At 60.3% G+C, this 22,828-nt stretch carries 19 protein-coding genes; 15 read left to right on the plus strand and 4 right to left on the minus strand.

Annotated elements, in window-relative coordinates; translation table 11 throughout:
• Positions 1-151 precede the first annotated feature (151 nt).
• Entirely contained in the window at positions 152-1,192 is a 1,041-nt protein-coding gene (locus BM416_RS00280; protein WP_027605729.1) for a GlxA family transcriptional regulator, read from the plus strand.
• A gap of 106 nt (positions 1,193-1,298) precedes the next feature.
• Here the strand turns inward: BM416_RS00280 and BM416_RS00285 are convergent, their stop codons facing one another.
• Positions 1,299-1,940, minus strand: coding sequence for a TetR/AcrR family transcriptional regulator (locus BM416_RS00285; protein WP_027605730.1), 642 nt, complete (start codon positions 1,938-1,940; stop codon positions 1,299-1,301).
• A gap of 107 nt (positions 1,941-2,047) precedes the next feature.
• On the opposite strand from BM416_RS00285, the gene BM416_RS00290 reads away from it, so the two are divergent.
• The 4 genes from BM416_RS00290 (at position 2,048) to BM416_RS00305 (ending at position 6,330) form a co-directional block, all read left to right on the plus strand.
• Positions 2,048-2,941, plus strand: coding sequence for an NAD(P)/FAD-dependent oxidoreductase (locus BM416_RS00290; protein ID WP_092484061.1), 894 nt, complete (start codon positions 2,048-2,050; stop codon positions 2,939-2,941).
• 104 nt (positions 2,942-3,045) lie between these two features.
• Positions 3,046-3,909, plus strand: a complete 864-nt coding sequence (locus BM416_RS00295) for a class I SAM-dependent methyltransferase (protein ID WP_092484064.1) — start codon at positions 3,046-3,048, stop codon at positions 3,907-3,909.
• A 141-nt stretch (positions 3,910-4,050) separates the two neighbouring features.
• Positions 4,051-4,671: a TetR/AcrR family transcriptional regulator gene (locus BM416_RS00300; RefSeq protein WP_027605733.1), complete on the plus strand. Its 621-nt coding sequence runs from the start codon at positions 4,051-4,053 to the stop codon at positions 4,669-4,671.
• A 387-nt stretch (positions 4,672-5,058) separates the two neighbouring features.
• Positions 5,059-6,330, plus strand: coding sequence for an OmpP1/FadL family transporter (locus tag BM416_RS00305; protein ID WP_092485537.1), 1,272 nt, complete (start codon positions 5,059-5,061; stop codon positions 6,328-6,330).
• A 71-nt stretch (positions 6,331-6,401) separates the two neighbouring features.
• On the opposite strand, the gene BM416_RS00310 is transcribed toward BM416_RS00305, so the two are convergent.
• Positions 6,402-7,187, minus strand: a complete 786-nt coding sequence (locus BM416_RS00310; protein ID WP_092484067.1) for an SDR family NAD(P)-dependent oxidoreductase — start codon at positions 7,185-7,187, stop codon at positions 6,402-6,404.
• Between the two features lie 39 nt (positions 7,188-7,226).
• Positions 7,227-8,684, minus strand: coding sequence for an efflux transporter outer membrane subunit (locus tag BM416_RS00315; RefSeq protein WP_092484070.1), 1,458 nt, complete (start codon positions 8,682-8,684; stop codon positions 7,227-7,229).
• Positions 8,685-8,985: 301 nt separating this feature from the next.
• Here BM416_RS00315 and BM416_RS00320 point away from each other — a divergent pair, with 301 nt between their 5' ends.
• From BM416_RS00320 to BM416_RS00340, 5 genes are all read left to right on the plus strand, one after another.
• The gene (locus BM416_RS00320) at positions 8,986-10,095 is read left to right on the plus strand and encodes an efflux RND transporter periplasmic adaptor subunit (protein WP_092484072.1); all 1,110 of its coding nucleotides are present in this window, start codon (positions 8,986-8,988) and stop codon (positions 10,093-10,095) included.
• A complete protein-coding gene (locus BM416_RS00325) occupies positions 10,092-13,181 on the plus strand; it encodes an efflux RND transporter permease subunit (RefSeq protein WP_092484075.1) in 3,090 nt (1,029 codons plus the stop codon). Before BM416_RS00320 ends, BM416_RS00325 begins: the two co-directional genes overlap by 4 nt.
• A 181-nt stretch (positions 13,182-13,362) precedes the next feature.
• The gene (gcvA, locus tag BM416_RS00330; RefSeq protein WP_092485540.1) at positions 13,363-14,268 is read left to right on the plus strand and encodes a transcriptional regulator GcvA; all 906 of its coding nucleotides are present in this window, start codon (positions 13,363-13,365) and stop codon (positions 14,266-14,268) included.
• Between the two features lie 74 nt (positions 14,269-14,342).
• Positions 14,343-15,170 carry a DMT family transporter gene (locus BM416_RS00335; protein ID WP_092484078.1) on the plus strand — a complete coding sequence of 276 codons (828 nt, stop codon included), beginning with the start codon at positions 14,343-14,345 and terminating at the stop codon, positions 15,168-15,170.
• Between the two features lie 29 nt (positions 15,171-15,199).
• Positions 15,200-15,961, plus strand: a complete 762-nt coding sequence (locus BM416_RS00340) for an SDR family oxidoreductase (RefSeq protein ID WP_092484081.1) — start codon at positions 15,200-15,202, stop codon at positions 15,959-15,961.
• A gap of 18 nt (positions 15,962-15,979) precedes the next feature.
• Here BM416_RS00340 and BM416_RS00345 read toward each other — a convergent pair whose 3' ends face one another.
• The gene (locus BM416_RS00345; protein ID WP_092485542.1) at positions 15,980-16,948 is read right to left on the minus strand and encodes an AraC family transcriptional regulator; all 969 of its coding nucleotides are present in this window, start codon (positions 16,946-16,948) and stop codon (positions 15,980-15,982) included.
• A 102-nt stretch (positions 16,949-17,050) separates the two neighbouring features.
• Here BM416_RS00345 and BM416_RS00350 point away from each other — a divergent pair, with 102 nt between their 5' ends.
• From BM416_RS00350 to BM416_RS00370, 5 genes are all read left to right on the plus strand, one after another.
• Complete coding sequence (locus tag BM416_RS00350; RefSeq protein WP_092484084.1) at positions 17,051-18,301, plus strand: MFS transporter; 1,251 nt, start codon at positions 17,051-17,053, stop codon at positions 18,299-18,301.
• 49 nt (positions 18,302-18,350) lie between these two features.
• Positions 18,351-19,700, plus strand: a complete 1,350-nt coding sequence (locus BM416_RS00355; RefSeq protein ID WP_092484087.1) for an MFS transporter — start codon at positions 18,351-18,353, stop codon at positions 19,698-19,700.
• A complete protein-coding gene (locus tag BM416_RS00360) occupies positions 19,697-21,349 on the plus strand; it encodes a N,N-dimethylformamidase beta subunit family domain-containing protein (protein WP_092484090.1) in 1,653 nt (550 codons plus the stop codon). Before BM416_RS00355 ends, BM416_RS00360 begins: the two co-directional genes overlap by 4 nt.
• Positions 21,350-21,473: 124 nt before the next feature.
• A complete protein-coding gene (locus BM416_RS00365; RefSeq protein WP_092484093.1) occupies positions 21,474-21,773 on the plus strand; it encodes a hypothetical protein in 300 nt (99 codons plus the stop codon).
• An 80-nt stretch (positions 21,774-21,853) separates the two neighbouring features.
• The gene (locus BM416_RS00370) at positions 21,854-22,636 is read left to right on the plus strand and encodes a hypothetical protein (RefSeq protein WP_256577392.1); all 783 of its coding nucleotides are present in this window, start codon (positions 21,854-21,856) and stop codon (positions 22,634-22,636) included.
• The last annotated feature ends 192 nt before the right edge of the window (positions 22,637-22,828 follow it).

Below are 22,828 nucleotides of genomic sequence, written 5' to 3' on the forward strand. Positions count from 1 at the left end.
AGTGAACATTTAGGTGCAGTAGCTTTTTCATGTAGGCCGTCTCTACAGTTTGTGCTGCAAGTCTAGGGAGACTCTGCTAAAACCGTGAGGGCTCGGATCGGCCATATTTCATGCAAAACTCGCCATCTTGATCTTTAAACAGGGAATTACCATGCGCATTGCCATCGTTGCTTTAGAGGGCAGCCTGATGTCTGCGATTACCGGGCTGGCTGATTTGTTCTGGATGACCAATCAGGCGTTGAGGTCTCCACCGGCGGGGCTGCCATCTGCCTTAAAGGCCCACGTCTGCGACGAGTTTGAGACGATCATAGTCAGTGCCGATGGCAACGCAGTGCGAGACCCGCAAGGGCGGGTGATCCCCGTTGATACAACATTTGAAAATGTCGGGCCTTGCGACGCTGTACTTGTTACCGGGATGGCACTCGGGGCTGATCGGCTGCCACCTGGCTCTGAATCCCTCACGCGAGCTGCGCAGTGGATTAAAGCCAATCACCAACAGGGAGCACTGGTGGGGGCGGCGTGTGCCGGCACATTTGTGCTGGGCGAGGCAGGCCTGTTGAACCGTCGGCGCTGTACCACAACGTGGTGGCTCCACCATGTTTTCAAACAGCGATTTCCCAAGGCGCTGGTTGCATGGGGTTCCGCAGTAGAGTCCCAGGATCGCATCGTGACTACCGGCGGGCCTTTGTCGTGGATTGATTTGGCGCTTTATGTGATCAGGAGCCTGGCAGGCGCGGAGGTAGCGAAATTAACGGCTGATATTTCTGTGACCGATAGCTTGCCATTGCCCCAGTCCGTCTACGCGCCCCGAGGATTCATTAACAATGCCGATCCCCTGCTGCTGGAAACGGAGCAAATCATTCGACACGGAAATCCTGGCCTGACCGCTGCGGGGCTGGCCAAGGCGTTGAATGTGAGCGAGCGAACTTTACACAGACGCTTCAAGAACCTCACAAATGAATCGCCTAAAGAACTCATAACCCGCGTGAGAATAGAGACGGCCTGTGTACTGCTACAGATACCAGGGGCCAGCGTTAAACAGGTAGCCCTTAATTGTGGCTATAACGAGGACACGTCATTTCGTCGTTCTTTTATACAACTGACGGGGATGACTCCCGCGGATTATAAGCGTTGGTCGAAAGGGCGCGCCTTGGTCGATATCGAAGCTGAGAGTTCTTCGGTGTTCAGCTAAGCCATGGGGCCATGCAGATGTTTGGCCTGCTGGCTCGAATAGATCAGGTGATAGCTGCCAAGGCCCGGACAGCGGCTCAGGCCAAGCTGCCTGGCGCAATGAATGCTTATCCGCCAGCGCGGTCGTTGCCACCATGCGCGGCGATGAACAGGGTGACGGCCGATCGGCAATAGGATTCGATTTCATCCTCTGCTCTCGCCTCATCGAAGCGGGCGATCATCAGGAGATCGGAGCCTTTGAAAAGCGCGGCAAACAAGCGGGCGGACCCCAGAGGATCGGGCACATTCAGCACCGCCTTCCCGTGCAACTGACGCAGCAGGGCCTCGATCTGGGCGATGACATAGGCGGGGCCGGCTTCGTAATGGAGCTTGCTTAACGACGTTTGATTCGTCTTGTCGACCATGATCATGGCTTCGACACTGCGCACATCCGGGCTCAACAACGTGCGAAGCAGGAATGTTCCCACCGCCATGAGCTGATCTGCCGCCGAACCGTCGACGCCTTCAATAAGGGTCTGTGGTGCAAACTGATGGCAGTGGGCCGCGATGGCCGCGCTGTACAGCGCCTCCTTGTTCTCAAAGTGCCGATAGATGCTGAGCTTGGATATCTTCGCCCGCTGGGCGACCTTGTCCATTGTCGTCGCTTGAAAACCCAATTCCACAAAAAGTTCGCACGCGGCGTCGACTATCGTTTGGCCAAGCGCCTCGTTGGCGGGCCGGCCGCGCCGACCCTGGTTGTGTTCAGTCATAAATATTCCAGTACTTGACAGTATTCTAATTCTTGAATTAGGGTACTTCAAAGTATCTTAAAAATGCAAGCCGATTTCCCTTCATCCACAGCGCGGAGCCCATCACCATGAATGACGTCATCATCATCGGCGGCAGCTTTGCCGGTCTTGCTGCAGCCCTGCAGCTCGGTCGTGCCCGGCGCAAGGTCACCGTTCTCGATACCGGCCTGCCACGCAACCGCTTCGCCGGCCACTCCCATGGCCTGCTCGGCCACGATCACAAGCCACCGCTGGAGATCCTGGCCGAGGCGCGGCGGCAGCTGGCGCGCTATCCCACGGTCAGGCTGGTCACTGCCTGTGCCGAGAGCATCTCCGGCGCCATCGACGATTTCTGCGTCCTCACTGGCGATGGCGAAAGCCTCAGGGCCCGCCGCCTGATCCTGAGCTATGGCGTCGTTGACCAGATACCTGATGTTCCGGGCTATGCCGAAAACTGGGGCACCTCCATCGTGCCTTGCCCCTATTGCGATGGCTTTGAAGTCGCCGGCCAGCATTGGGGCCTCGTCTGGTCCGGCCCGCAATCGATGAATCAGGTCAGGCTGTTCCACGATTGGACCGACATGTTGACGGTCTTCGCCAATGGGCATGACATTCCACCCGACATCCAGGCCGACCTGGCGCGACGTGGCATCTCTGTCGTCAATGGCCGGATCACCGAAATCGACCATGACGAGAACCATAACGCCACCGTCAGGCTCAACGCCGGCCTCCCTGTCGCGGTCGACATTCTGTTCGCGCATCCGCGCAACAAGCCGTCTGCACGCTTGCATGAGTCGCTGGGCCTCGCCACGGTGGATACGCCCCAGGGCATCGCCCTGAAGGTCGACGAGCGCCGCGAAACCAGCGTGCCCGGCATCTATGCTGCGGGCGACTTGGCAAACCCCCTTATGGCCTCGGTCACCCTGGCAATATCGCACGGCGCGACGGCGGGTATCTCCGCCCAACAGTCGATGCTGGTTTGAGGGCAATTCGGTTGTCGCAGGCTTCTGGAACACCGGTCTCAGAAGGTCGGTGTTCCCGGCTTTTGCACGGCCTGGTTAAAAACGGATCAAAACGAGGAGATGTCATGACAGAGCAAAATGCCTATCAGGTTGCCGACTGGAATGGCCAAAGCGGAGAGTACTGGGCCGCTAACCAGGCCCGGCTCGACGCCATGTTTGCGGTGTTCGGCCAGGCCGCGATCGAAGCCGCCGCGCCCGCCACGGGCGAACGCGTGCTTGACATCGGTTGCGGCGCGGGCGCGTCGAGCCTGGCTCTGGCCGCCCGCGTCGGCGCGGGTGGCCATGTGCTGGGCGTGGACATATCCGAACCGCTGATCGGCCGCGCGCGTGCGCTGGCGCCACAGGATACGCCGGCCCGGTTCCGGGTAGCCGATGCCAGCAGCGCCGAGTTGCCTGAGGGCGCGTTTGACCTCCTGTTTTCGCGTTTCGGGGTGATGTTCTTCGACGATCCGACAGGGGCGTTCGCCCATATGCGACGCGCGCTCCGGCCGGGCGGGCGGGCCGCTTTCGTCTGCTGGCGTGGTGTGGCCGAGAATGATTGGGTGCGCCTGCCGATGGGCGCGCTCAAGGGCATCCTCCCGCTGACCGCACGGCCCGATCCCGAAGCGCCCGGCCCATTCTCGTTTGGCGACCGGGAGCGCGTGGCACGCATCCTGACAGCGGCCGGCTTCACCGATATCACCAGCACACCCTTCGATGCTTCCATCCCGTTCGGCGAGGGCGTGACGCGGGACGCGGCGATCGACGACGCGGTGAAGATGGCATTCGAGGGGGGCCCGCTGGCGCTTGTGCTCGCTGATCAGCCCGACGCCATCCGAGCCCGCGCCTGGGCCGCGGTTCGCGCCGCCTTCGCGGGCCTAGCCGGCGAGCGGTCGGTGATGATCGACGGCGCGACGTGGATCGTCATGGCACGCAATCCGGCAAGCTGACAGGGATTGATAGGGGAGGTGTTTGGCCTTCCGCGTAGAGACAATTGACCTGAAACCAACCCTGATCATTGCGAGGTTGTGACAAAAGTATAATTTGGTCACTCGTTGTCAAGCGCTTTTCGGATGCGTAAGCTAGCTCGTATGAACAAGACATCCATAGCTTCCCCCAGCATCCGTGGCCCAGCCGATCATGAGATCCGGAATCAGATCGTCGCGGCGGCCAATCAGCACTTCAGTCAATACGGCTATAGCAAAACTACGGTTTCCGACCTGGCGAAAGCGATCGGGTTTTCCAAGGCGTACATCTACAAGTTTTTTGATTCCAAGCAGGCGATTGGTGAGGCTATCTGCGGCAATTGCCTGGCGGAAATCATCGCGGCCGTAGAACAGGCCATTAATGTAGAGGACATCTCGCCGACCGAACGTTTTCGACGTTTGGTGAAAACGCTGATCGCTACCGGGGTGAATTTGTTCTTCAGTGATCGAAAGCTCTATGACATCGCCGCATTTGCAGCGTCTGAGAACTGGCCCTGCGCTCAGCAATATGACGTCTTGGTCAGGGGCTTCGTGTTGCAGATTGTGCGTGAAGGCCGAGAAATCGGCGAATTTGAACGCAAAACACCCTTGGACGAAACAGTCGATTCGATTCACCTTACGCTGCGCCCTTTCGTCAATCCGTTGCTTTTGCAATACAACCTTGACTTCGTCGAGCTGGCTCCGGTCCTCACCTCCAATCTCATTCTGCGTAGCTTGATGCCGTGAGCCTGCGCTAATCATCTCTATCACTTTGCTCTGATATCAACGCTGAGATGATGGTGAACACCGATCCAGGTGGACACCATTTTCCGGGGCGCGGTATTAACTCGAATCCGGGGCCTGATCCCCACATTCACAGCCATGTATCAAACCTCACCAGGTAACTGAGTGGATTATCCGCGCAGCATTTGCCGCCTAGCCACGCATGTTCATTTGTCGAATTGGTGACTATTGACATAAATGGTCACATGAATAAATATGCTGTACCTATCCTGGAGGAATCGCCGCGGCGCGCACGATCTTCGTCACGCTGCGCAGCGGCCCCTCCCGGTAGCCCGCGCTCAGCGTGACGCTCTCTACCGCTTTATCCCGATGATCTATCGAGTCCTAATAATGAAAAAAATACTGCGCAGGACCCCGCTTGGCCTTGCTGTTGCCCTCTCGTCGACACAACTGTTCGCGAGCGGTTTCGCTCTCAATGAACAAAGCATCAGTGGGATGGGCTCCGGATTTGCCGGCCGTTCTTCATCGGCAGAAGATGCGAGTACCGTCTTCGGTAATCCGGCCGGTATGTCTCGCTTGAAAAAAGAGCAGGCCAGCGTCGGGGCGGCAACGCTTTTCGCAAAGGCCCATATAAGCCAGACGCGCAGCACATTCGGGGGGCAGGAGGACGGGGACATGGTGCCGACCACCACAGTGCCCATGGGTTACTACGTCAAACCCATCGATGAGCACTGGGCGTTCGGTGTGGGTTTCTATGTGCCGTTTGGGCTAATGACCGATTATGGCAGTGGGTTCGCCGGCCGCTACTACGCCAACAAAAGTGAGGTCACGACCCTTACGTTTCAGCCCACCATCAGCTATGCGTTCAACGACAAGGTCTCGATCGGTTTCGGACCGACCATCAACCGTATCAGTGGTGAGCTTTCCGGGATGGTGCTCAATCCACTCAGCCCGGGCCGCAATGACGGAAAACTCAAAAGCACCGGTGATGACACGGCGCTTGGGTTTAACGCGGGTATTCTAGTGCAGGCGACAGATCGAACTCGGTTGGGTCTGACCTATCACTCCAAAGTCAGCTACCAGCTGGATGCCAAGACCAAGCTCACCGACGGCATCTTCAGTGTGCTGGGTGTAAGCGGTACGAGCTATGACGCTTCCTTGGACGTGGACACCCCGGAATCAGTCGATTTTTCCGTGACTCACCAACTCAACAGTGACTGGACGCTCTACCTGGGCAGTACGTGGACGCGCTGGAGTCGCTTCAAGGAGTTGGTGTTCGAAAACAGTGGCTTGCCTGCGGCGTTGAGCGGAACGCTGAGTCGTATTACCGAGGAGCAGAACTGGCACGACACGTGGGCGCACGCTATCGGCACGGCGTATAAGCTGAACAATCAGTGGGTTCTTCGCGCCGGCTTCTCGGTTGACCAGTCCCCCGCCAACAACGTCAACCGTGGGCCGCGAATCCCTACCGGTGACCGGAAAGTCATCAGTGTCGGGGCAGGGTGGACGCCGGCAGAGAATGTCACGATCGATGTGGCGTATTCCTACCTATGGGAGGAAAGCGTACAGGTCAATGACGTATCCGCCTCAAGAGGCGCCTACAGCTCGAAGTATAAAAATAGCGCGAGCGGTTTGGGCACTTCTGTCAGCTATCGATTCTGACTCACTGCGTGGCCTGAGAGCGGATACCTAGTGGATCAGGTATCCGTCGTCGGAGGCATTGCCTGGCCCGCTCAAACACCCATTACGCGCGACATCAGGCCCTGGTGAAGTCGACGGGGTGTGGCCCAGGTCAAGACCGCAATAGCCTTGTTGCCAAAGCCCGGCACGACGCTCATGCGGCCTGCGTGCAACGCTTGTATCCCTGCACGCACTACAGGCTCGGGTTGCATCATGACCCTCTTCAAGACCGGTGTTATCTTTTGTTTGGCACTTGCTGCAAACCCGGTATCCGACATGCCTGGACAAAGCGCTGTGACCACCACACCGTCTTGTTTGAGCTCACGATGCAGGGCGTCGGAGAATCTGAGTACGTAAGCCTTGGCGGCAGAGTAAACCGCAAAGTTCTTCACGCCCTGGTAGGACAGCAGGCTGGCCGTCATCAAGATATGCCCCTTGCGCCTGGCCCGCATATCCTCTGCAAACAGACGAGTGATGGCGGTCAGGCTGGCGACGTCCAGGTCGATCATCGCCAGGGAGCTTTCCAGGGGCTCATCCAGGAATGCTCCCTGCAAGCCGTAACCCGCATTGTTGATCAGGACATCGACCACCGTATTGCTGTCATGCAGGCGCCGATGCAGATCGATAATCACATTTATTGATGAAAGATCTGCTTGCTGCACCATCACGTCGACGTCGAAACGACTACGCAATTCGTCCGCGAGTGCTTCAAGCTCGTTCAGCCTGCGGGCTACCAGAATCAGCGATTTCCCTTTTGCGGCGTACTGTCGGGCAAATTCCTTGCCGAATCCGCTGGAGGCTCCGGTAATGAGCACCCATGAATTTTCTCTCACTGTCATCTTGCATACCCCTTGATTGAATCTCGAAAAGCACCCGTGTCATCGGCTCGTCAGTCGGCTATCCGAGGGCTGCCAGCCGCCGCCCAGCGCCTTGAACGCGGCGACTGCCGCGCGTGCCGATTCGGTTTGTGCCTGCGCCCGAGCGTCGGAAGCCTGAAGCAGGGTCTCGTCAGCGTGCAGGACGTCAATCAAGCTGGCCGTGCCTTTCTCATAAGCAGTGAACGACGATTGGCGCGCTTGCGTCAAAGACGTCTCGCCTCCAATGAGGGTGGACGCTTGGGCGTCCCGATTCACCAGTGAGGAGAGCGCGTTCTCGACATCCTCGGTGGCGCGCAGCACAGACTGACGGTACGCGGCCAGGGATTCGGCTTCCTGTCCCTTGGCTTGGTCGATTTGGGCGTTGATGCGCCCGAAGTCGAAGAGTCTCCAGCGCAGTCCCAGTACGCCCGACGATTGACTGGCGCCGCCGGAAAAAAGATTGCCTGCCGATACAGCCGTTGCACTCCCCAGTAATGCGCTCAGAGAGAACTTAGGGTAGTACTCGGCAATCGCCTCCCCGATGCGTGCGTTTGAGGCGGCAAGGCGGCGCTCGGCCACTATGAGGTCAGGCCTGCGGCGCAGTAAGTCGGCTGGCGTTCCCATGGCCTTTAACTGCGGCGCTGCCGGAATGCTTGCGACCATGGCAAGTTGCGTGCGATGAGTACCGGGTGGCGTGCCGAGCATGACATCGAGTGAATTCATGGCCGCATCCAGACCGGTCTGCAGCACCGGTACGGTGGCTTGGACCTGTGCTAAAGCCCCCTCGGTCTGACGAACCTCATAGCTGGCGGCAAGCCCCTTGCTGTAGAGCAATTGGACTTTCTCCAGCAGCCCCTGCTGGGTTTTGACTTGTCGATTAGCGATGTCCAGCCGAGCCTGCAATCCGCGGACAGTGATGTAGATATCCGCAGTCTGTGCGGCGATGGCCAATCGCGTGGCCGCGGCGCCAGCCTCGGACGCTTGGTACTCGGCCAGTGCCGCCTCGCGTCCGCGTCGCAGGCCGCCAAAGACATCCACTTCCCAGCTGGCATTGAGGTCGGCCTCGTAGGAACTGCCATAGCGATCATAGCCGGGGGTTGAGTTCAGCACCTGGCCGAGTGGCGTCTCGACTGATTGGTAGGCGCGGGCGGCCTGGCCGCTGATGTTTCCTGAGGGCAATAAAGCGGCATTGGCGGCGCCTAGTCCTGCCCGCGCCTGCGCGACTCGTGCCTGGGCCTGGGCCAGATCGAGGTTCTGTTCAAGCGCCTTGGCGACGAAGTCGGCGAGCAGTGGATCACCGAAGCCCTCCCACCAGATGACGAGGCTGGCAGGCGTCGCCCCTGGTCTCTGCTCGACAGAAGACTGGCTCAGGTAACGGTCCGGGAGCGGGGCGTCCGGACGGCGATAGTCCGGACCGACCGCACAACCTGTCATCAAGCTGGCGCTGATCAAAAAAGCAGCGGGGCGGAGGGAGTGCATTGAGATTCCTTGAATCGAACATTGTTGGTGACCATAGTACTGTATGGTCACTCTCTGTCAATTGAGGCCTCTGGGCTAAATTCAGATATGACTGGATAATATCGTTCATTCCCGTCATGTGCTCCTTTGGAATATGCAGTCCTGCATCAGCCGGGTCTTGTTTCAACGAGGTCATGAGCGATTGCGTTGCGGGGGGAGCGCATCCTTCTGCGTTATTTGAGATCTCGAGCGTGACCATTGACAATAATGGTCACAAGTCTGAATATGTGATCCCTGTTCTTTCTATTCAATAAGGGAACCTATGCTCCGGCTCCGACCCATCCCCATTGCAGCCTGCTTGTTGCCTCTCGTCCTGACGGCGTGTGGTGACTCATCCAACATTGACGATCCGCGCACGCAGGCTCCTCTGGTAAGGCCCGGAACGGTTGAGGGCTCATCGGAGACGTCACGTTCATTCACGGGGGTAGTGGCGGCCCGCGTGCAGGGCGATCTCGGCTTTCGGGTCTCCGGCAAGATCCTCGAACGGCTGGTCGATACCGGCCAGAGCGTTAAACGCGGTCAGCCGCTTATGCGCCTTGACCCTATCGACTTGGGGTTGCAGGCGCGAGCGCAGCAAGAGTCGGTCACCGCCGCCAGGGCCCGCGCCAGGCAGACCGCCGATGACGAGGCGCGATATCGCGACCTCGTCGCCGCAGGGGCTGTTTCTGCATCGGCCTACGACCAGGTCAAGGCCGCAGCGGATAGCGCAAAGGCGCAGCTCAGCGCCGCACAAGCCCAGGCCGATGTCGCCCGCAATGCTTCCGGCTACGCGGTGTTATTTGCGGATTCCGACGGTGTCGTGGTGGAAACACTCGCGGAGCCCGGGCAAGTCGTCAGCCCGGGGCAGCCCGTGGTTCGACTGGCCCGCGCAGGCCAGCGCGAAGCCATCGTGCATCTGCCCGAGACGTTGCGTCCTGCAGCCGGATCCAGCGCGCAAGCGACGCTTTACGGCAGTACCGCAGGGGCTGTTACAGCGAAGCTCAGGCTGCTTTCTGACTCTGCCGACCCAGTGACGCGCACGTTTGAGGCGCGGTATGTGCTTGAGGGCGCGCTGGCCAATGCCCCGATAGGTTCGACGGTCACGCTGGGGATCGCAGAAGGCGCCGCGCACGGGCAGGCGCTGCAAGTCCCCATCGCGGCCCTTTATGACCCAGGCAATGGCAGCGGAGTGTGGGTGATCGCAGGCTCGCCGGCAAAGGTGACCTGGCGTCCTGTTCAGGTGCTGGGATTGAGCGACGATGCCGCGCGCGTGGCAGGCGATCTCAAGGTCGGTGAGCAGATCGTCGCGTTAGGCGCCCATCTGCTGCGCGATGGAGAGGACGTGAGAGTGCCCCAGCAGGATGAAGCCCATGTTGCCGGGAGTCATCCATGAGCGAAGGCCGCTTTAATATTTCGGCGATTGCCGTTCGTGAGCGATCCATTACCGTATTCCTGATCTTTCTGATCGCGGTTGCGGGCACCCTGGCGTTCTTCCAACTGGGGCGTGCGGAGGATCCACCGTTTACGGTCAAGCAGTTGACGGTCATTACTGCCTGGCCGGGGGCTACTGCGCAGGAAATGCAGGACCAGGTCGCAGAGCCACTTGAAAAACGCCTGCAGGAATTGAAATGGTACGACCGCTCGGAAACCTATACGCGGCCTGGTCTTGCTTTCACCATGGTGTCGTTGTTGGACCGCACGCCACCCTCACAGGTGCAGGAAGAGTTTTATCAGGCACGCAAAAAGCTCGACGACGAAGCCACCAAGCTACCGGCGGGGGTAATCGGGCCCTTGGTCAACGACGAGTATTCGGACGTGACGTTTGCGCTGTTCGCCCTCAAAGCCAAAGGCGAGCCGCAGCGGCTGCTGGTGCGTGATGCTGAGTCGTTGCGCCAGCAACTGTTGCATGTGCCGGGCGTGAAGAAGGTCAACATCATCGGTGAGCAAGCCGAGCGAATATTTGTTTCGTTCTCCCATGATCGGTTGGCCACCCTGGGCATTGCGCCTCAGGACATCTTTGCCGCGCTGAATAATCAAAACGTGCTCACGCCCGCCGGTTCGATTGAAACAAATGGGCCGCAAGTCTTCCTCCGCCTGGACGGCGCCTTGGACAAGCTGGAGAAGATTCGTGACACGCCGATTGTGGTTCAGGGGCGCACGCTCAAGCTCTCCGACGTGGCCACTGTCGAACGTGGCTATGAAGACCCGGCAACCTTTCTGGTGCGCAGTAACGGAGAAGAGACCCTGCTGCTGGGGGTCATCATGCGCGAAGGCTGGAACGGCCTGGACCTGGGCAAGGCGCTGGACGCCGAGACGACCAAGATCAATGAAGGCATGCCACTGGGCATGACGCTGACCAAGGTGACCGATCAAGCCGTCAACATCGACTCGGCCGTTGGCGAGTTCATGGTCAAGTTTTTTGTCGCGCTGCTCGTGGTGATGCTTGTTTGCTTCCTCAGCATGGGCTGGCGTGTAGGCGTCGTGGTCGCAGCTGCCGTGCCATTGACACTGGCGATCGTGTTTGTGGTGATGGCGGCCACCGGAAAGAACTTTGACCGTATTACCCTCGGTTCATTGATCCTGGCGCTCGGGTTGCTGGTAGATGACGCCATCATCGCGATCGAAATGATGGTCGTGAAAATGGAGGAGGGCTACGACCGCATCAAAGCCTCTGCGTATGCCTGGAGTCATACGGCTGCGCCGATGCTCTCTGGCACACTGGTAACGGCGGTTGGCTTCATGCCAAACGGTTTCGCCCAGTCCACTGCCGGCGAGTACACCAGCAACATGTTCTGGATCGTGGGCATTGCTCTGATCGCTTCTTGGGTTGTCGCAGTGGCTTTCACCCCTTACCTGGGCGTGAAGTTGCTGCCAGACATCAAGCAGGTAGAGGGTGGGCATGCGGCTATCTACAATACCCCGCGCTACAACCGCTTCCGCCGGGTCCTGACCCGGGTCATCGAACTCAAATGGCTGGTGGCTGGCACGGTTATCACGCTGTTTGTCGTGGCCGTCCTGGGCATGGGCCTGGTGAAGAAGCAGTTCTTCCCGACGTCAGATCGTCCCGAGGTGATGGTCGAGGTGCAGATGCCCTACGGAACCTCCATCGAGCAGACCAGTGCCACTGCGAAAAAGGTCGAGGCCTGGCTGCAAAAGCAGGAAGAGGCAAAAATCGTCACGGCCTATATCGGGCAGGGCGCGCCGCGTTTCTTCCTGGCGATGGCGCCAGAACTGCCGGATCCGTCATTCGCCAAAATCGTGGTGCTGACGTCCAGCCAGGAGGCACGTGAAACCCTCAAGCTGCGTTTTCGCGAGGCGGTCGCTGCCGGGCTCGCCCCCGAGGCCCGTGTCAGGGCGACTCAAATTGTGTTTGGTCCGTATTCACCCTATCCCGTCGCCTACAGGGTAATGGGGCCTGACCCGACGAAGCTGCGCGAGATTGCGGGCCGTGTACACGCGGTCATGCAAGCGAGTCCGTTGATGAGGACGGTCAACAGCGACTGGGGCCCTCTGGCGCCGACCCTGCATTTCAGCCTGGATCAGGATCGCTTGCAGGCGGTTGGACTGACCTCCAGCGCCGTCGCCCAGCAGTTGCAATTCCTGCTGGCGGGCGTGCCGATCACGTCGGTTCGTGAAGACATTCGTTCAGTGCAGGTGGTTGGGCGCGCCGCAGGCGATATACGTCTGGACCCTGCGCGGATTGAAGGGTTTACATTGGTGGGCGCCGCGGGCCAGCGGATCCCGCTGTCCCAGGTCGGAGAGGTGGATGTGCGCATGGAGGATCCGATCCTCAGGCGCCGTGACCGTACACCGACGATCACCGTGCGTGGCGATATTGACGAAGGCCTTCAACCACCTGATGTATCGGGTGTGATCATCAAGCAACTGCAGCCGATTATCGACACGCTCCCCGCCGGCTATCGGATCGAGCAAGCGGGTGCAATCGAGGAGTCGGGCAAGGCAGGCCAGGCGATAGTGCCGCTGGTTCCGATCATGATTGCGCTGACGCTGCTGATCATCATCGTCCAGGTGCGTTCGATCTCGGCAATGATCATGGTGTTTTTCACCGCACCGCTGGGTCTTATTGGCGTGGTGCCGACGCTGCTGATGTTTCATCAACCGTTTGGTATCAACGCCCTGGTTGGGCTGATCGCGCTGTCGGGCATCCTGATGCGCAACACGCTGATTCTGATCGGGCAGATCCATCACAACGCCCAGGAAGGCCTGGATCCCTTTCACGCCGTCATCGAAGCCACGGTACAGAGGGCTCGCCCGGTACTGCTGACGGCGATGGCGGCCATCCTGGCATTCATCCCGCTGACCCATTCTGTTTTTTGGGGCACGCTGGCCTACACACTGATCGGCGGTACTTTGGTCGGCACCATCATGACGTTGGTGTTCCTGCCGGCGATGTACGCCATCTGGTTCAAAATCCGCCCTGGCAACGCGAGCAAGGCTCAAGCAGTGCAACCTGCCTGAACAAAGGGTGTTCGAGGGGAGGGCGCCGGCGTCCTCTCGTCGGTCAACTCGCCAAAGCTGCTGCTTCTGTAGGCGCGGATTGAACAAGGACGAGGATTCAAATGGGTACAGTGAAGTAAGCTGCTGCATGAGCTAACGTTCATGCATGCGCTTTTCCTATAACTCGCTGGATCCTGCCCCGATGAGAGACCTGCCGCCTACCGCGACCTTGCGCGCCTTTGAAGTTGCCACCCGCCACCCGACGTTTACTGCAGCCGCACAGGAACTGCATGTGACTCAAAGCGCGGTCAGCCACCAGCTCAAGCACCTTGAGGCGCTTTGGGGGCTGCCGCTGTTTGAACGTGGCAAGGCGTTACGCCTCACGGCAGCGGGGGCTGCGCTGGCGCCCATCGTGCGGGAGTTTTTCATCAGCCTGGAGGCGACTTTGGGTGATCTGCGCGAGCAAAAGGGCCGGGTTCGGCTCAGCGTCAGCACCACCTATTCCTTTGCGCTCAAATGGCTGCTGCCACGCTTGCCGCGTCTGTCTCGCCAGCATCCCGAGCTGCTGGTCTCGCTGGACACCACGGATAAAATCATCCACTTCTCTCACGGCCAGGCTGATGTTGCGATCAGGCTCGGCAAGGGCAATTACCCAGGCCTGCATTCGGAGTTCCTGTTTGGGGAGCAGGTATTTCCCGTGGCCAGTCCCGAATTGCTGCGGCGCGTTGGCACGCCGCAAAGCCCGGCAGACTTGTTGCATTTCCCGCTCCTGACTCGGGATGGCGCCGAGTTGGTGCCAAAGTGGGAGGTGTGGTTTCAAGCCGTCGGGTTGGCCTATTTGCCGCTCCAGGAAAGCGTCAGGTTTGGCGATACCAACATGACGGTCGAGGCGGCTTTGCTCGGCCAGGGCGTTGCATTGGTGCGCAGCGGGCATGTCGAGAACGAAATCAGCGATGGCCGTTTGGTGCGGCTGTTTGATGTGCCGCTTCCATCGCCATTGGCTTACTACTTTGTCTGCCCCAAGGGCATCGAATCCCAGCCGCACATCGCCAGCTTTCGCCAATGGCTGGTCAGCGAGGCACTGAAAGTCCAGCGACCGGATGAGTGAGTCATGAGTCTCCGCTCATGCTGCGCTGAGGAGACTTCGCTTTAGCCCCGGCGCCGGATTGCCTACAGTGGGGCATGCCTACTCATCTCATCCTCCTCGTGCTTTTCGCCGCGCTGCTGCATGCCAGCTGGAATGCGCTGCTGCGTAGCGGCGCCGACCGGCTGTGGTCCATGACGGTGATGTGCATTGCCATCGCCATCGCCAGTGTCGTCGCCGCAGCGTTCATGGTGCCCCCCGCGATTGAAAGCTGGGGCTACGCGGTGCTGTCGGGGTTGCTGCATGTGGGCTACAACCTGTTTCTGGTGCGCAGTTACCGCGTCGGTGACCTGGGGCAGATCTATCCGATTTCACGCGGATCGTCGCCGGTGCTGATCACCTTGGGTGCCGCCGTGTTTGCCGGGGAAAGCATCACGCCAGGCGAGTTGCTCGGTATTGCGTTGGTGTCCGGCGGGATTATTTCGCTGGCTTTCAGAGGGCGCAGTCTGTCGGTTCCCAGCCTGCCCTATGCGCTGGGGACGGGCGGCTTTATCGCGGCCTACAGCGTGGTCGACGGCATCGGCGCCAGGCTCTCCGGTGCGCCGCTTGCCTACACGGTGTGGATGTGCGCGCTGTGGGGCGTGCTGATGCCGGTGGTCTACCTCGGCCTGCGCGACACCCGCAGCTTGTTCCGCGTCCGGCCTGGAACAGTGACCGCGTTGGTCGGCGGGCTGGTCTCTTTGCTCGCCTATGGAATGGTCATTTACGCCATGAACGAAGCGCCACTGGGCGCGGTATCCGCATTGCGCGAAACCAGCGTGCTGTTTGCGGCGTTGATCGGCTATGTGTTCCTCGGCGAGACGCTTACCGCACGCCGGATACTGGCATGCGTAGTGATCGCCAGCGGCACCCTCATCATCGGCTGATACAGCCAACGGCTCAGGAGCAATATCGAATGGTCAACGTCTCGCAGGCACCGCTGATTCTAATCACGGGTGGAAGTCGTGGAGTGGGGGCGGCAACCGCCCGGCTGGCCGCCGAAAGAGGTTATGACGTCGCGATCAGCTACGTTGCCAACCAGTCCGCAGCGCTGGCGGTGGTGGCGGATGTAGAAGCATTGGGGCGCCGGGCGTTGGCGATGCGGGCCGACAGTGCGGACCCCCAACAGGTGGCCGATATGTTCGCGGCCATCGACCGCACGTTCGGTCGCATCGACGTACTGGTCAATAACGCCGGGGTGCTCGCACCTCAGTCACGCCTTGAGGACCTTGGCTTCGAGCGGATGCAGCGCATCTTTGCGGTCAATGCCATCGGGCCAATACTCTGTGCCCAGCAGGCGTTGAAGCGCATGTCTTACCGCTACAACGGCCCGGGCGGGGTGGTGATCAATGTCTCTTCGGCGTCGGCGCGCCTCGGCAGCCCCAATGAATACGTCGACTATGCGGCGTCAAAGGGCGCGTTGGAGACTTTCACCATTGGGTTTGCCAAGGAGGTGGCTCGGGAAGGGATACGGGTCAACTGTATTCGCCCCGGACATATCTATACCGACATGCACGCCAGTGGCGGAGAGCCGGGGCGGGTGGATCGTGTCAAGGACTCGATCCCCATGGGGCGGGGCGGTCAGCCGGAGGAAGTGGCGCGCGCGATTCTATGGCTGGCGAGCGCGGAGGCATCCTTCGTTACCGGTACATTCCTCGACGTAACGGGGGGTAAATGAGTCAAAGGCTCATCGGCTTCAAGTAACAGCGTGCGGCCTCACCTTGCGACTCAAACCCGGTGTCTTGCCCGTAATGCGCTTGAATGCGCGGCTGAAAGCGGCCTGGGAGGTATAGCCCAAGCGCTGCGCCACCTCTTCAATCGGCAGCCTTTCGAGCGTCAGCCACTGGCTTGCCAGCCGCATTCGCAGTTCGGTGACGTAGCGCAGCGGGGTCATGCCAATCGTCACTTGAAAGCGGTCCGCGAAGGCCGAGCGCGAGGTATTGCAGTGCTCGGCCAGCTGCGCAACAGTCCAGTCGCGCCCCGGTTGTTGATGGAGCGCAAGCAGTGCACCGGCCAAGCGTGGATCGCGCAAGGCGGCGACCAGGCCAGAGGCATTCCCGCAGGCGCACTCCACCCACCCGCGAACGACCATGGCGGCCACCACGTCGGCCAACCGCGCGAGGATACCGGCGAAGCCGATACGCGCGGCGCCGACCTCCCGCTCCATGGTGGTCAGGATCGGCACCAGTCCGGGGTAACGCTGGCCGCCGGCATCAATCAGCATCAGTCCCGGCATCAGCCGACCAAGGCCATGGATGCTGCCCAGTTCGAACTCCATGCAACCACTGAACAAAATAGTGCTCGGCGTGGGGCTGGCATCGGTTCCGGTATCCACCGCGCTGACGGTGTCACCTAAGGGCGCGCCGTCCAGGCGGTCGATGTCTTGAACAGGTGCGTCCGGATCGGAAAACAGTTGGTGGGTCGCGCCGTGGGAAATGAACACGGCGTTGCCGGCAGATAGCGCGTAGGTGCTGCCGTCCTCCATTCGCAGCACTGCGTTGCCGACGGCCATGAAGTGGAACCAGGCGTGCCCAGGTTTTTCCGCGAAGCCCAAACCAAAGGTTGGACCTGCCTGGATACGCCGGTATTCGACGCCACGCAGGCGCATGCCGCGCAACAGCTCGTTGATGAGGTCCGAGGAAAGAGCAAACTGATCTGCTGGCATCATTCAGGTGTTTTAGTCAAAAAGTAGAGATTTACGATCATAGATCATCCAGCTTCCCGCGCCTAGACTTCGGCTCGCCATGAAGATTGGGAGATCCGTGCAATGACTGACTGTGTATGTAACACCTTATCCGACCGCCATTCCGGCGTCGGTGCGGACGTAGAGCCTGCGACGCCCGCGTGGATGGCAGTATTTTCGTTGGCAATGGGCGTATTCGGATTACTGACCGCTGAGTATCTTCCGGCCAGTTTGTTGACGCTGATGTCTGCCGACCTGGGCGTGTCCGAAGCGCTGGCTGGCCAGGCGGTAACGGTGACCGCCGTGGTGGCGCTGTTCGCTGGCTTGCTGGTGCCCGGCCTGACCCGCAGCATCGACCGACGTTGGGTGCTGCTGGGTTTTTCCACGTTGATGGTCGCCTCCAATCTGTTGGTCGCCGTTTCCTCCAGCTTCGCGGTGCTGTTGGTGATGCGCATCTTGCTGGGCATTGCCCTTGGCGGGTTCTGGAGCATGGCGGCGGCGGTGGCGATGCGCTTGGTGCCGAGTGCGTTGTTGCCCCGGGCGCTGTCGATCATTTTCAGTGGCATTGCCGTCGGCACGGTCGTGGCTGTGCCGCTGGGCAGCTATCTGGGCGGGCTGTACGGCTGGCGCAGCGCGTTCTTTGCCGCGGCGGCGGTAGGCATGGTGACCCTGGCTTTCCAGTCGTTCACGCTGCCGCGCCTGGCGCCGCGCCGGCCGGCACGCCTGCGCACTGTGCTCGAGGTGTTGCAGCGCCCGGGCATCGCCATGGGGATGTTCGGTTGTGTGCTGGTGCACAGCGGCCACTTTGCGATGTTCACTTATGTTCGGCCATTCCTTGAAGGGACGACTGGCATCGGCCCCCAGGGGCTGTCGTTGATGTTGCTGGGTTTTGGCGTGGCGAACTTCGCCGGCACGCTGTTGGCCGGCAGGCTGCTGGAGCGCCACCCGCTGGCCACGCTGGTGTTGATGCCGGCGCTGGTCGGCGTTGCAGCCCTGGCGTTGGTGCTGTTACCGGCCTCGTTGCCGGGGCAGGCGCTACTGCTGGCGGTCTGGGGCTTGGCCTTTGGTGGTGTGCCGGTGGCGTGGTCGAACTGGGTCGCCAGCGCGGTACCTGACCAGGCGGAAAGCGCCGGAGGCATGGTAGTGGCCTCCGTGCAGTCGGCCATTGCCACGGGCGCCGCCGCTGGCGGTGCAGTGTTCAGCTTCGGCGGCAGCGCAGGCGTATTCGTAGCGGCGGCCGTGCTGATGCTGCTGGCCGCGTTGCTGATTGCGCTGCGTGTCCGCGTCCCTTCTGCCCAGGGCGTACGCCAGCCCAAGCCCGCGTTGCACCTTTGATCCGGTTTGCCAAACCGCTTCGATCCCGTTCGTCACCAGGAGATACCCCATGAACAATACGACGTCTCACCAAGGACGCCTCAAATCGTTGCGCGCAGCCGGTATCGGCAATGCGCTCGAATGGTTCGACTGGACCCTGTACGCCACCTTTTCGGTGTATCTGGCAAGCAACCTGTTCGACAAGACCGATGCGCGCTCGGCGATGCTCGCGACCCTTGCAGTGTTTGCGGTTGGCTTTGTCGCACGCCCTGTCGGCGGCTGGTTGTTTGGCCGGCTGAGCGACCGACTGGGGCGCCGGACCATCATGGTGCTCACCATGCTGCTGCTTGCGACCAGCAGCCTGGGCATCGCGCTTATCCCTGACTACCAGAGCATTGGCCTGTATGCGTCGGTCGCGCTGCTGTTTTTCCGGCTGATGCAGGGGCTCGCCCATGGTGGCGAGACAGGGGTGTCCTACACCTATGTCGCCGAGATCGCCCCAAGCAAGCACCGTGGCTTATGGTCCAGTTCCGTGTATGTGGGGGTGACGCTGGGCGTGATGGCGGCAACGGCCGTGGCGGCAGTTCTGACTGGGCTGCTGGGGGCGCAGGCCATGGGTGACTACGGCTGGAGGATTGGCTTCGCCATCGGTGGAGTACTCGGTATTTATGCGCTGTTTTTGCGCCGTGGCGCCCAGGAGTCTCATGTATTTGTAGAGCAGCAGGGTCTGGTGCGGCCGCCGCGCAAGCTGTCCACGGGGGAGATGCTGCGCGTGGCGCGCAACATCGTCATGCTTGCAGCGGCCGCCAATGTCACTTACTACGCGTGGGTCACGTTCGGCGCCTCGACGGCGATTGCCCAGGGCATGGACGCCACGGGGGCCTATGTGGCCAGTCTCCTCGCGCAGATCCTCTGCGTGTGCTGGTTGCCGGTCTGCGGGATGGTGTCCGATCGGGTAGGGCGCCGGCCCATGGTTATCGCCTGGGGCCTGGGCGTGATCGTGCTGACCTATCCCCTTTCGATAATGGTGACCACTGAGCCCTGGACGCTGTTTTTGGCCCAGGTGCTGGGGCTGGGCGCCTGGTCGTTGATCGCGGCGATTTTCCCCGCTGTGCTGTCCGAGCAGGTGCCGACCCAGGCACGGGCCCAGGGCGTCGGTTTGGTCTCGTCGGTTTCAGTGGCGATCTTTGGCGGCACCGCCCCTTATCTACACAACTATCTCAGCGGCGCCGACCTTGGCTATCTGTACGTCAGCTATGTGATCGGGTTGGGCGTCGTCACCGTCCTGGCGGGGTTTCTTATCGACGAAACAGCGGGCATCGACCTTGCGCACATCAAGGCGCCTGGCGCTCGAGTCAGCGTAACCACATTGGCTGGTCGATCCGCAGAATCAGCCGATCAAACGAGTACGGTTCAATGAATTCCACAGACCTCAAAAACACCGCTGCGCGAGGCGAACGCCCGGGCGCCAACGTGACCGTCAGCCGGACTTCGGGCCCACGTCAGGCCGCACGCGAGACCTGGGTCGAAGTTCCTTGCGAGTCGGGCCCGGCGGCCGCCTGGTGCTACTCGGACCGTCGCGCCTATGGCCCGGGTGATTCGGTTTGCCTGTATCTGTCGTCGAACCGCCCGCACTTGAGGCTGCGGATCTATCGTGATGGCGCCATCGCCCGCACGCTGCATACCACCGACAGCCTTGACGCTCGATTCCACCCCATACCCGAACGTGCCTATGAGCATGGCTGCCAATGGCCTGTCTTCATGCAATGGTCAATTCCGGCGGATGCCGAGCAGGGTGGCTACATAGTGGAAGTGCGGGACGGCGACGACAGCGTCCTCGGGCATCATCTGTTTATCGTCAAGGCGCTGCGCAAGCGTGCCGATGCCTTGGTGCTCGTCGCGGCCACCTCGACGTGGGCCGCTTATAACGACTGGGGCGGTGCCAATCATTACTTTGGCGTTCATCCCGGCACGCCACGTGGCCGCTCACCGTTGCTGTCGGCACAGCGCCCCTGGGCGCGAGGGCAGGTGTGGCTGCCGGCCGATGCGCCACGTTGCGTCAACGCGACCCGGCCCCGCACGCCAGGGCCGGCGCGCTATGAGTTCATCGAATGGGCCTCCCTTAACGGCTACGCCAAGTACTACGCGCTGGCGGGGTGGGCTTCCTTCGAGAGACCTTTTGTAGTCTGGGCCGAGCAGCAAGGTTATACGGTGCATATCGTGACCCAGGACGATTTGCATCACGACCCCCAGGCGCTTGAGGGCTACGCCTGCGCCGTCTTCATCGGGCACGACGAGTACTGGACGCGGGAAATGCGCGACCATGTCGACGCCTTTGTCGAGGAGGGCGGCAAGGTCGCGCGCTTCGCCGGCAATTTCATGTGGCAGATTCGCCTGGAGGATGAAGGCCGGCGGCAGGTGGCCTACAAGTACGATGCCGGTGCGTTCGATCCTGTGGCCGCTACCGAGCCTCATCGGCTAACGGGGGCCTGGGAAGATCCGAGGGTGAATCACCCCGGGGCAACGACGTTCGGGGTGAATGCTCTGCGAGGGATTTACGCCAGCTTTGGAGGCATGGCGCCGCGCAGCCCGCGCGGGTATACCGTCTTCAGGCCTGAGCACTGGGCGTTCCTGGGGACGGGCCTGGGTTACGCGGATATGTTCGCGGACGAAGCCAACATCTTCGGCTATGAGGTGGATGGCCTGGAATACACCTTCGTCGACGGCCTTCCGGAACCGCTCTACACAGACGGGGCGCCCTGCGGATTGCAAATCCTCGCCATGGGCTGGGCGACCAATGCCGAGCATGGCCGGTCCGAGGATGCCTATTCATTCATGCTCGGCGATGGCGATGCGCGGTTTCGTGCTTCCATCCTGGCGCCCGACCTCAGCGACGCCAGCATCGATTTGCATAGCCGCGGGGCCGGCATGGTGGTGCACTTCCACAAAGGTCGAGGCGAGGTGTTTACCGCCGCCACGTGCGAATGGGTGCATGGGCTCATGCAGGCAGACTTCTACACCGTGATGATCACCAACAATGTGCTCGAGCGTTTCCTGCGCAATACGTAACTATTGAGAGCTAGGTCCGCCGCGTGCTTAACCACCGTTGGCGCCGTTGACCTGCCGATGTTTGGAACGACCGTCAATGCCTGTCAGTCTATCTATACCTACTCATTTGGTAAGGTATAGCGCCATGGATAAGACCATCACCGTGGATCAATTGGATACTACCGACCTTGGATCAATCAACGAGATATGGCTCGGCGCAACTCATGCCCAACTGTGCCTATGGCGTGGCGAGCAGGTCTTCACTCACGAGATGATGAGCGAGGGCACCCACGATCAGAATGTCCGACGCCTGTGCGTGCAGTTGGTCAATCCTGATGATCAAGCCGCAGTGGCCCGGGTTGAGATAATTGTGCGCGAACGGCTGAAAAAGAGTGGGAAGGCTGGCGAGTTTTATCCCGCTGAGGAGGCGGACTCTCATCAATAGTAAAAGGAGTATTGGGCAGGCAGAGAGGTCCTTGGGATTACCCACTTATTTCAGTAACAAGACGGAGCAGACCACTGTTTATGGATATCGAATTTCGCGGTAATGGCATGCGTGAGAACCCGTCTGTAGGTACATGCGATGAGTACGGCGTAAGCGGGATTACCCGCTTTGACGATATGGCCGAAGCCCATCGTAGGATTGCTGAGTTGCACCCAGGCTTTAAACCTCTGTTCTCGCTCGATGACTTGCACCAAGCCCGCTACACCTCGGGGCATGCGCGCAACAATTCAGGAATGGACGATGCATCGGAGCAGGACATCGCGGCGTTACCGCCGGAATGCTTTGAGAATGGTGAATACATTGGCTATCCGACAACGAAAGCGGAATTTGCAATGTGCTTTCGCAATTTCATGAACCTGGTTGCATTCACCTCTTTCGAAGATGCTTGCGCCCATGGCTTGACGCTTGATGAGCAGGCCCTACAGGAGTGGATCGCTTACCAGAACGACCCTGTCTCTCTTCTAGATCAGCCCCTTTCAGCGCTCTTGGTACCCGTTCAGCAGTCGTGCGAGGCACTGGCGGCTTTTCCGAACGGCTATTTCACTTCAGATCTTGATCCTGCAAAGAACTTTGCGGTGGCGCATCATTTTTTACTGGCGCATGGTTATGAACTGATAGGAGTAGGTGCCTCTTACATCGGCTTCATTCGTGCTGAGCCGCCTGACCTAGCCCTGGCTAATCTGGTTGCCAAAGACATTTGTGCGCTCTACAACACTAGCGATGAATACCTGCAAGCACGCCACCTCGCAGTCGCCCAGGCGATCTCCGGTCGGACCCATCTTTGGCTGCGTTATGTGGAATGACCGCGATCGTGGCACGTACTTGGCCTTAGTTTGCATTGCTGCAAAATGGCCACGCCTGGCGAGTTGACTGGTATTTCCAACTTGCTCCCTTGCGTGGGATTCAATTTATCAGTCAGGGCGCACGTCGACAGATCCGGAGCAGCTGCGTGGGCACTGGCTAGTCAGATGTTTCCCGGCCTAGCCGCGTGATGC

It is taken from the genome of Pseudomonas sp. NFACC42-2 (genome assembly GCF_900116055.1).
GTDB lineage: Bacteria > Pseudomonadota > Gammaproteobacteria > Pseudomonadales > Pseudomonadaceae > Aquipseudomonas > Aquipseudomonas marginalis.

Excerpts from the sequence above, each read along its gene's own strand:
- BM416_RS00340 (WP_092484081.1), top strand. The coding sequence starts at position 15,200 with ATGGTCAACGTCTCGCAGGCACCGCTGATTCTAATCACGGGTGGAAGT.
- BM416_RS00285 (WP_027605730.1), bottom strand. The coding sequence starts at position 1,940 with ATGACTGAACACAACCAGGGTCGGCGCGGCCGGCCCGCCAACGAGGCG.
- BM416_RS00320 (WP_092484072.1), top strand. The coding sequence starts at position 8,986 with ATGCTCCGGCTCCGACCCATCCCCATTGCAGCCTGCTTGTTGCCTCTC.
- BM416_RS00295 (WP_092484064.1), top strand. The coding sequence starts at position 3,046 with ATGACAGAGCAAAATGCCTATCAGGTTGCCGACTGGAATGGCCAAAGC.
- BM416_RS00365 (WP_092484093.1), top strand. The coding sequence starts at position 21,474 with ATGGATAAGACCATCACCGTGGATCAATTGGATACTACCGACCTTGGA.
- BM416_RS00360 (WP_092484090.1), top strand. The coding sequence starts at position 19,697 with ATGAATTCCACAGACCTCAAAAACACCGCTGCGCGAGGCGAACGCCCG.
- BM416_RS00370 (WP_256577392.1), top strand. The coding sequence starts at position 21,854 with ATGGATATCGAATTTCGCGGTAATGGCATGCGTGAGAACCCGTCTGTA.
- BM416_RS00345 (WP_092485542.1), bottom strand. The coding sequence starts at position 16,948 with ATGCCAGCAGATCAGTTTGCTCTTTCCTCGGACCTCATCAACGAGCTG.
- BM416_RS00355 (WP_092484087.1), top strand. The coding sequence starts at position 18,351 with ATGAACAATACGACGTCTCACCAAGGACGCCTCAAATCGTTGCGCGCA.
- BM416_RS00350 (WP_092484084.1), top strand. The coding sequence starts at position 17,051 with ATGACTGACTGTGTATGTAACACCTTATCCGACCGCCATTCCGGCGTC.
- BM416_RS00305 (WP_092485537.1), top strand. The coding sequence starts at position 5,059 with ATGAAAAAAATACTGCGCAGGACCCCGCTTGGCCTTGCTGTTGCCCTC.
- BM416_RS00300 (WP_027605733.1), top strand. The coding sequence starts at position 4,051 with ATGAACAAGACATCCATAGCTTCCCCCAGCATCCGTGGCCCAGCCGAT.
- BM416_RS00280 (WP_027605729.1), top strand. The coding sequence starts at position 152 with ATGCGCATTGCCATCGTTGCTTTAGAGGGCAGCCTGATGTCTGCGATT.
- BM416_RS00290 (WP_092484061.1), top strand. The coding sequence starts at position 2,048 with ATGAATGACGTCATCATCATCGGCGGCAGCTTTGCCGGTCTTGCTGCA.
- BM416_RS00335 (WP_092484078.1), top strand. The coding sequence starts at position 14,343 with ATGCCTACTCATCTCATCCTCCTCGTGCTTTTCGCCGCGCTGCTGCAT.
- BM416_RS00310 (WP_092484067.1), bottom strand. The coding sequence starts at position 7,187 with ATGACAGTGAGAGAAAATTCATGGGTGCTCATTACCGGAGCCTCCAGC.
- BM416_RS00325 (WP_092484075.1), top strand. The coding sequence starts at position 10,092 with ATGAGCGAAGGCCGCTTTAATATTTCGGCGATTGCCGTTCGTGAGCGA.
- BM416_RS00315 (WP_092484070.1), bottom strand. The coding sequence starts at position 8,684 with ATGCACTCCCTCCGCCCCGCTGCTTTTTTGATCAGCGCCAGCTTGATG.
- gcvA (WP_092485540.1), top strand. The coding sequence starts at position 13,363 with ATGAGAGACCTGCCGCCTACCGCGACCTTGCGCGCCTTTGAAGTTGCC.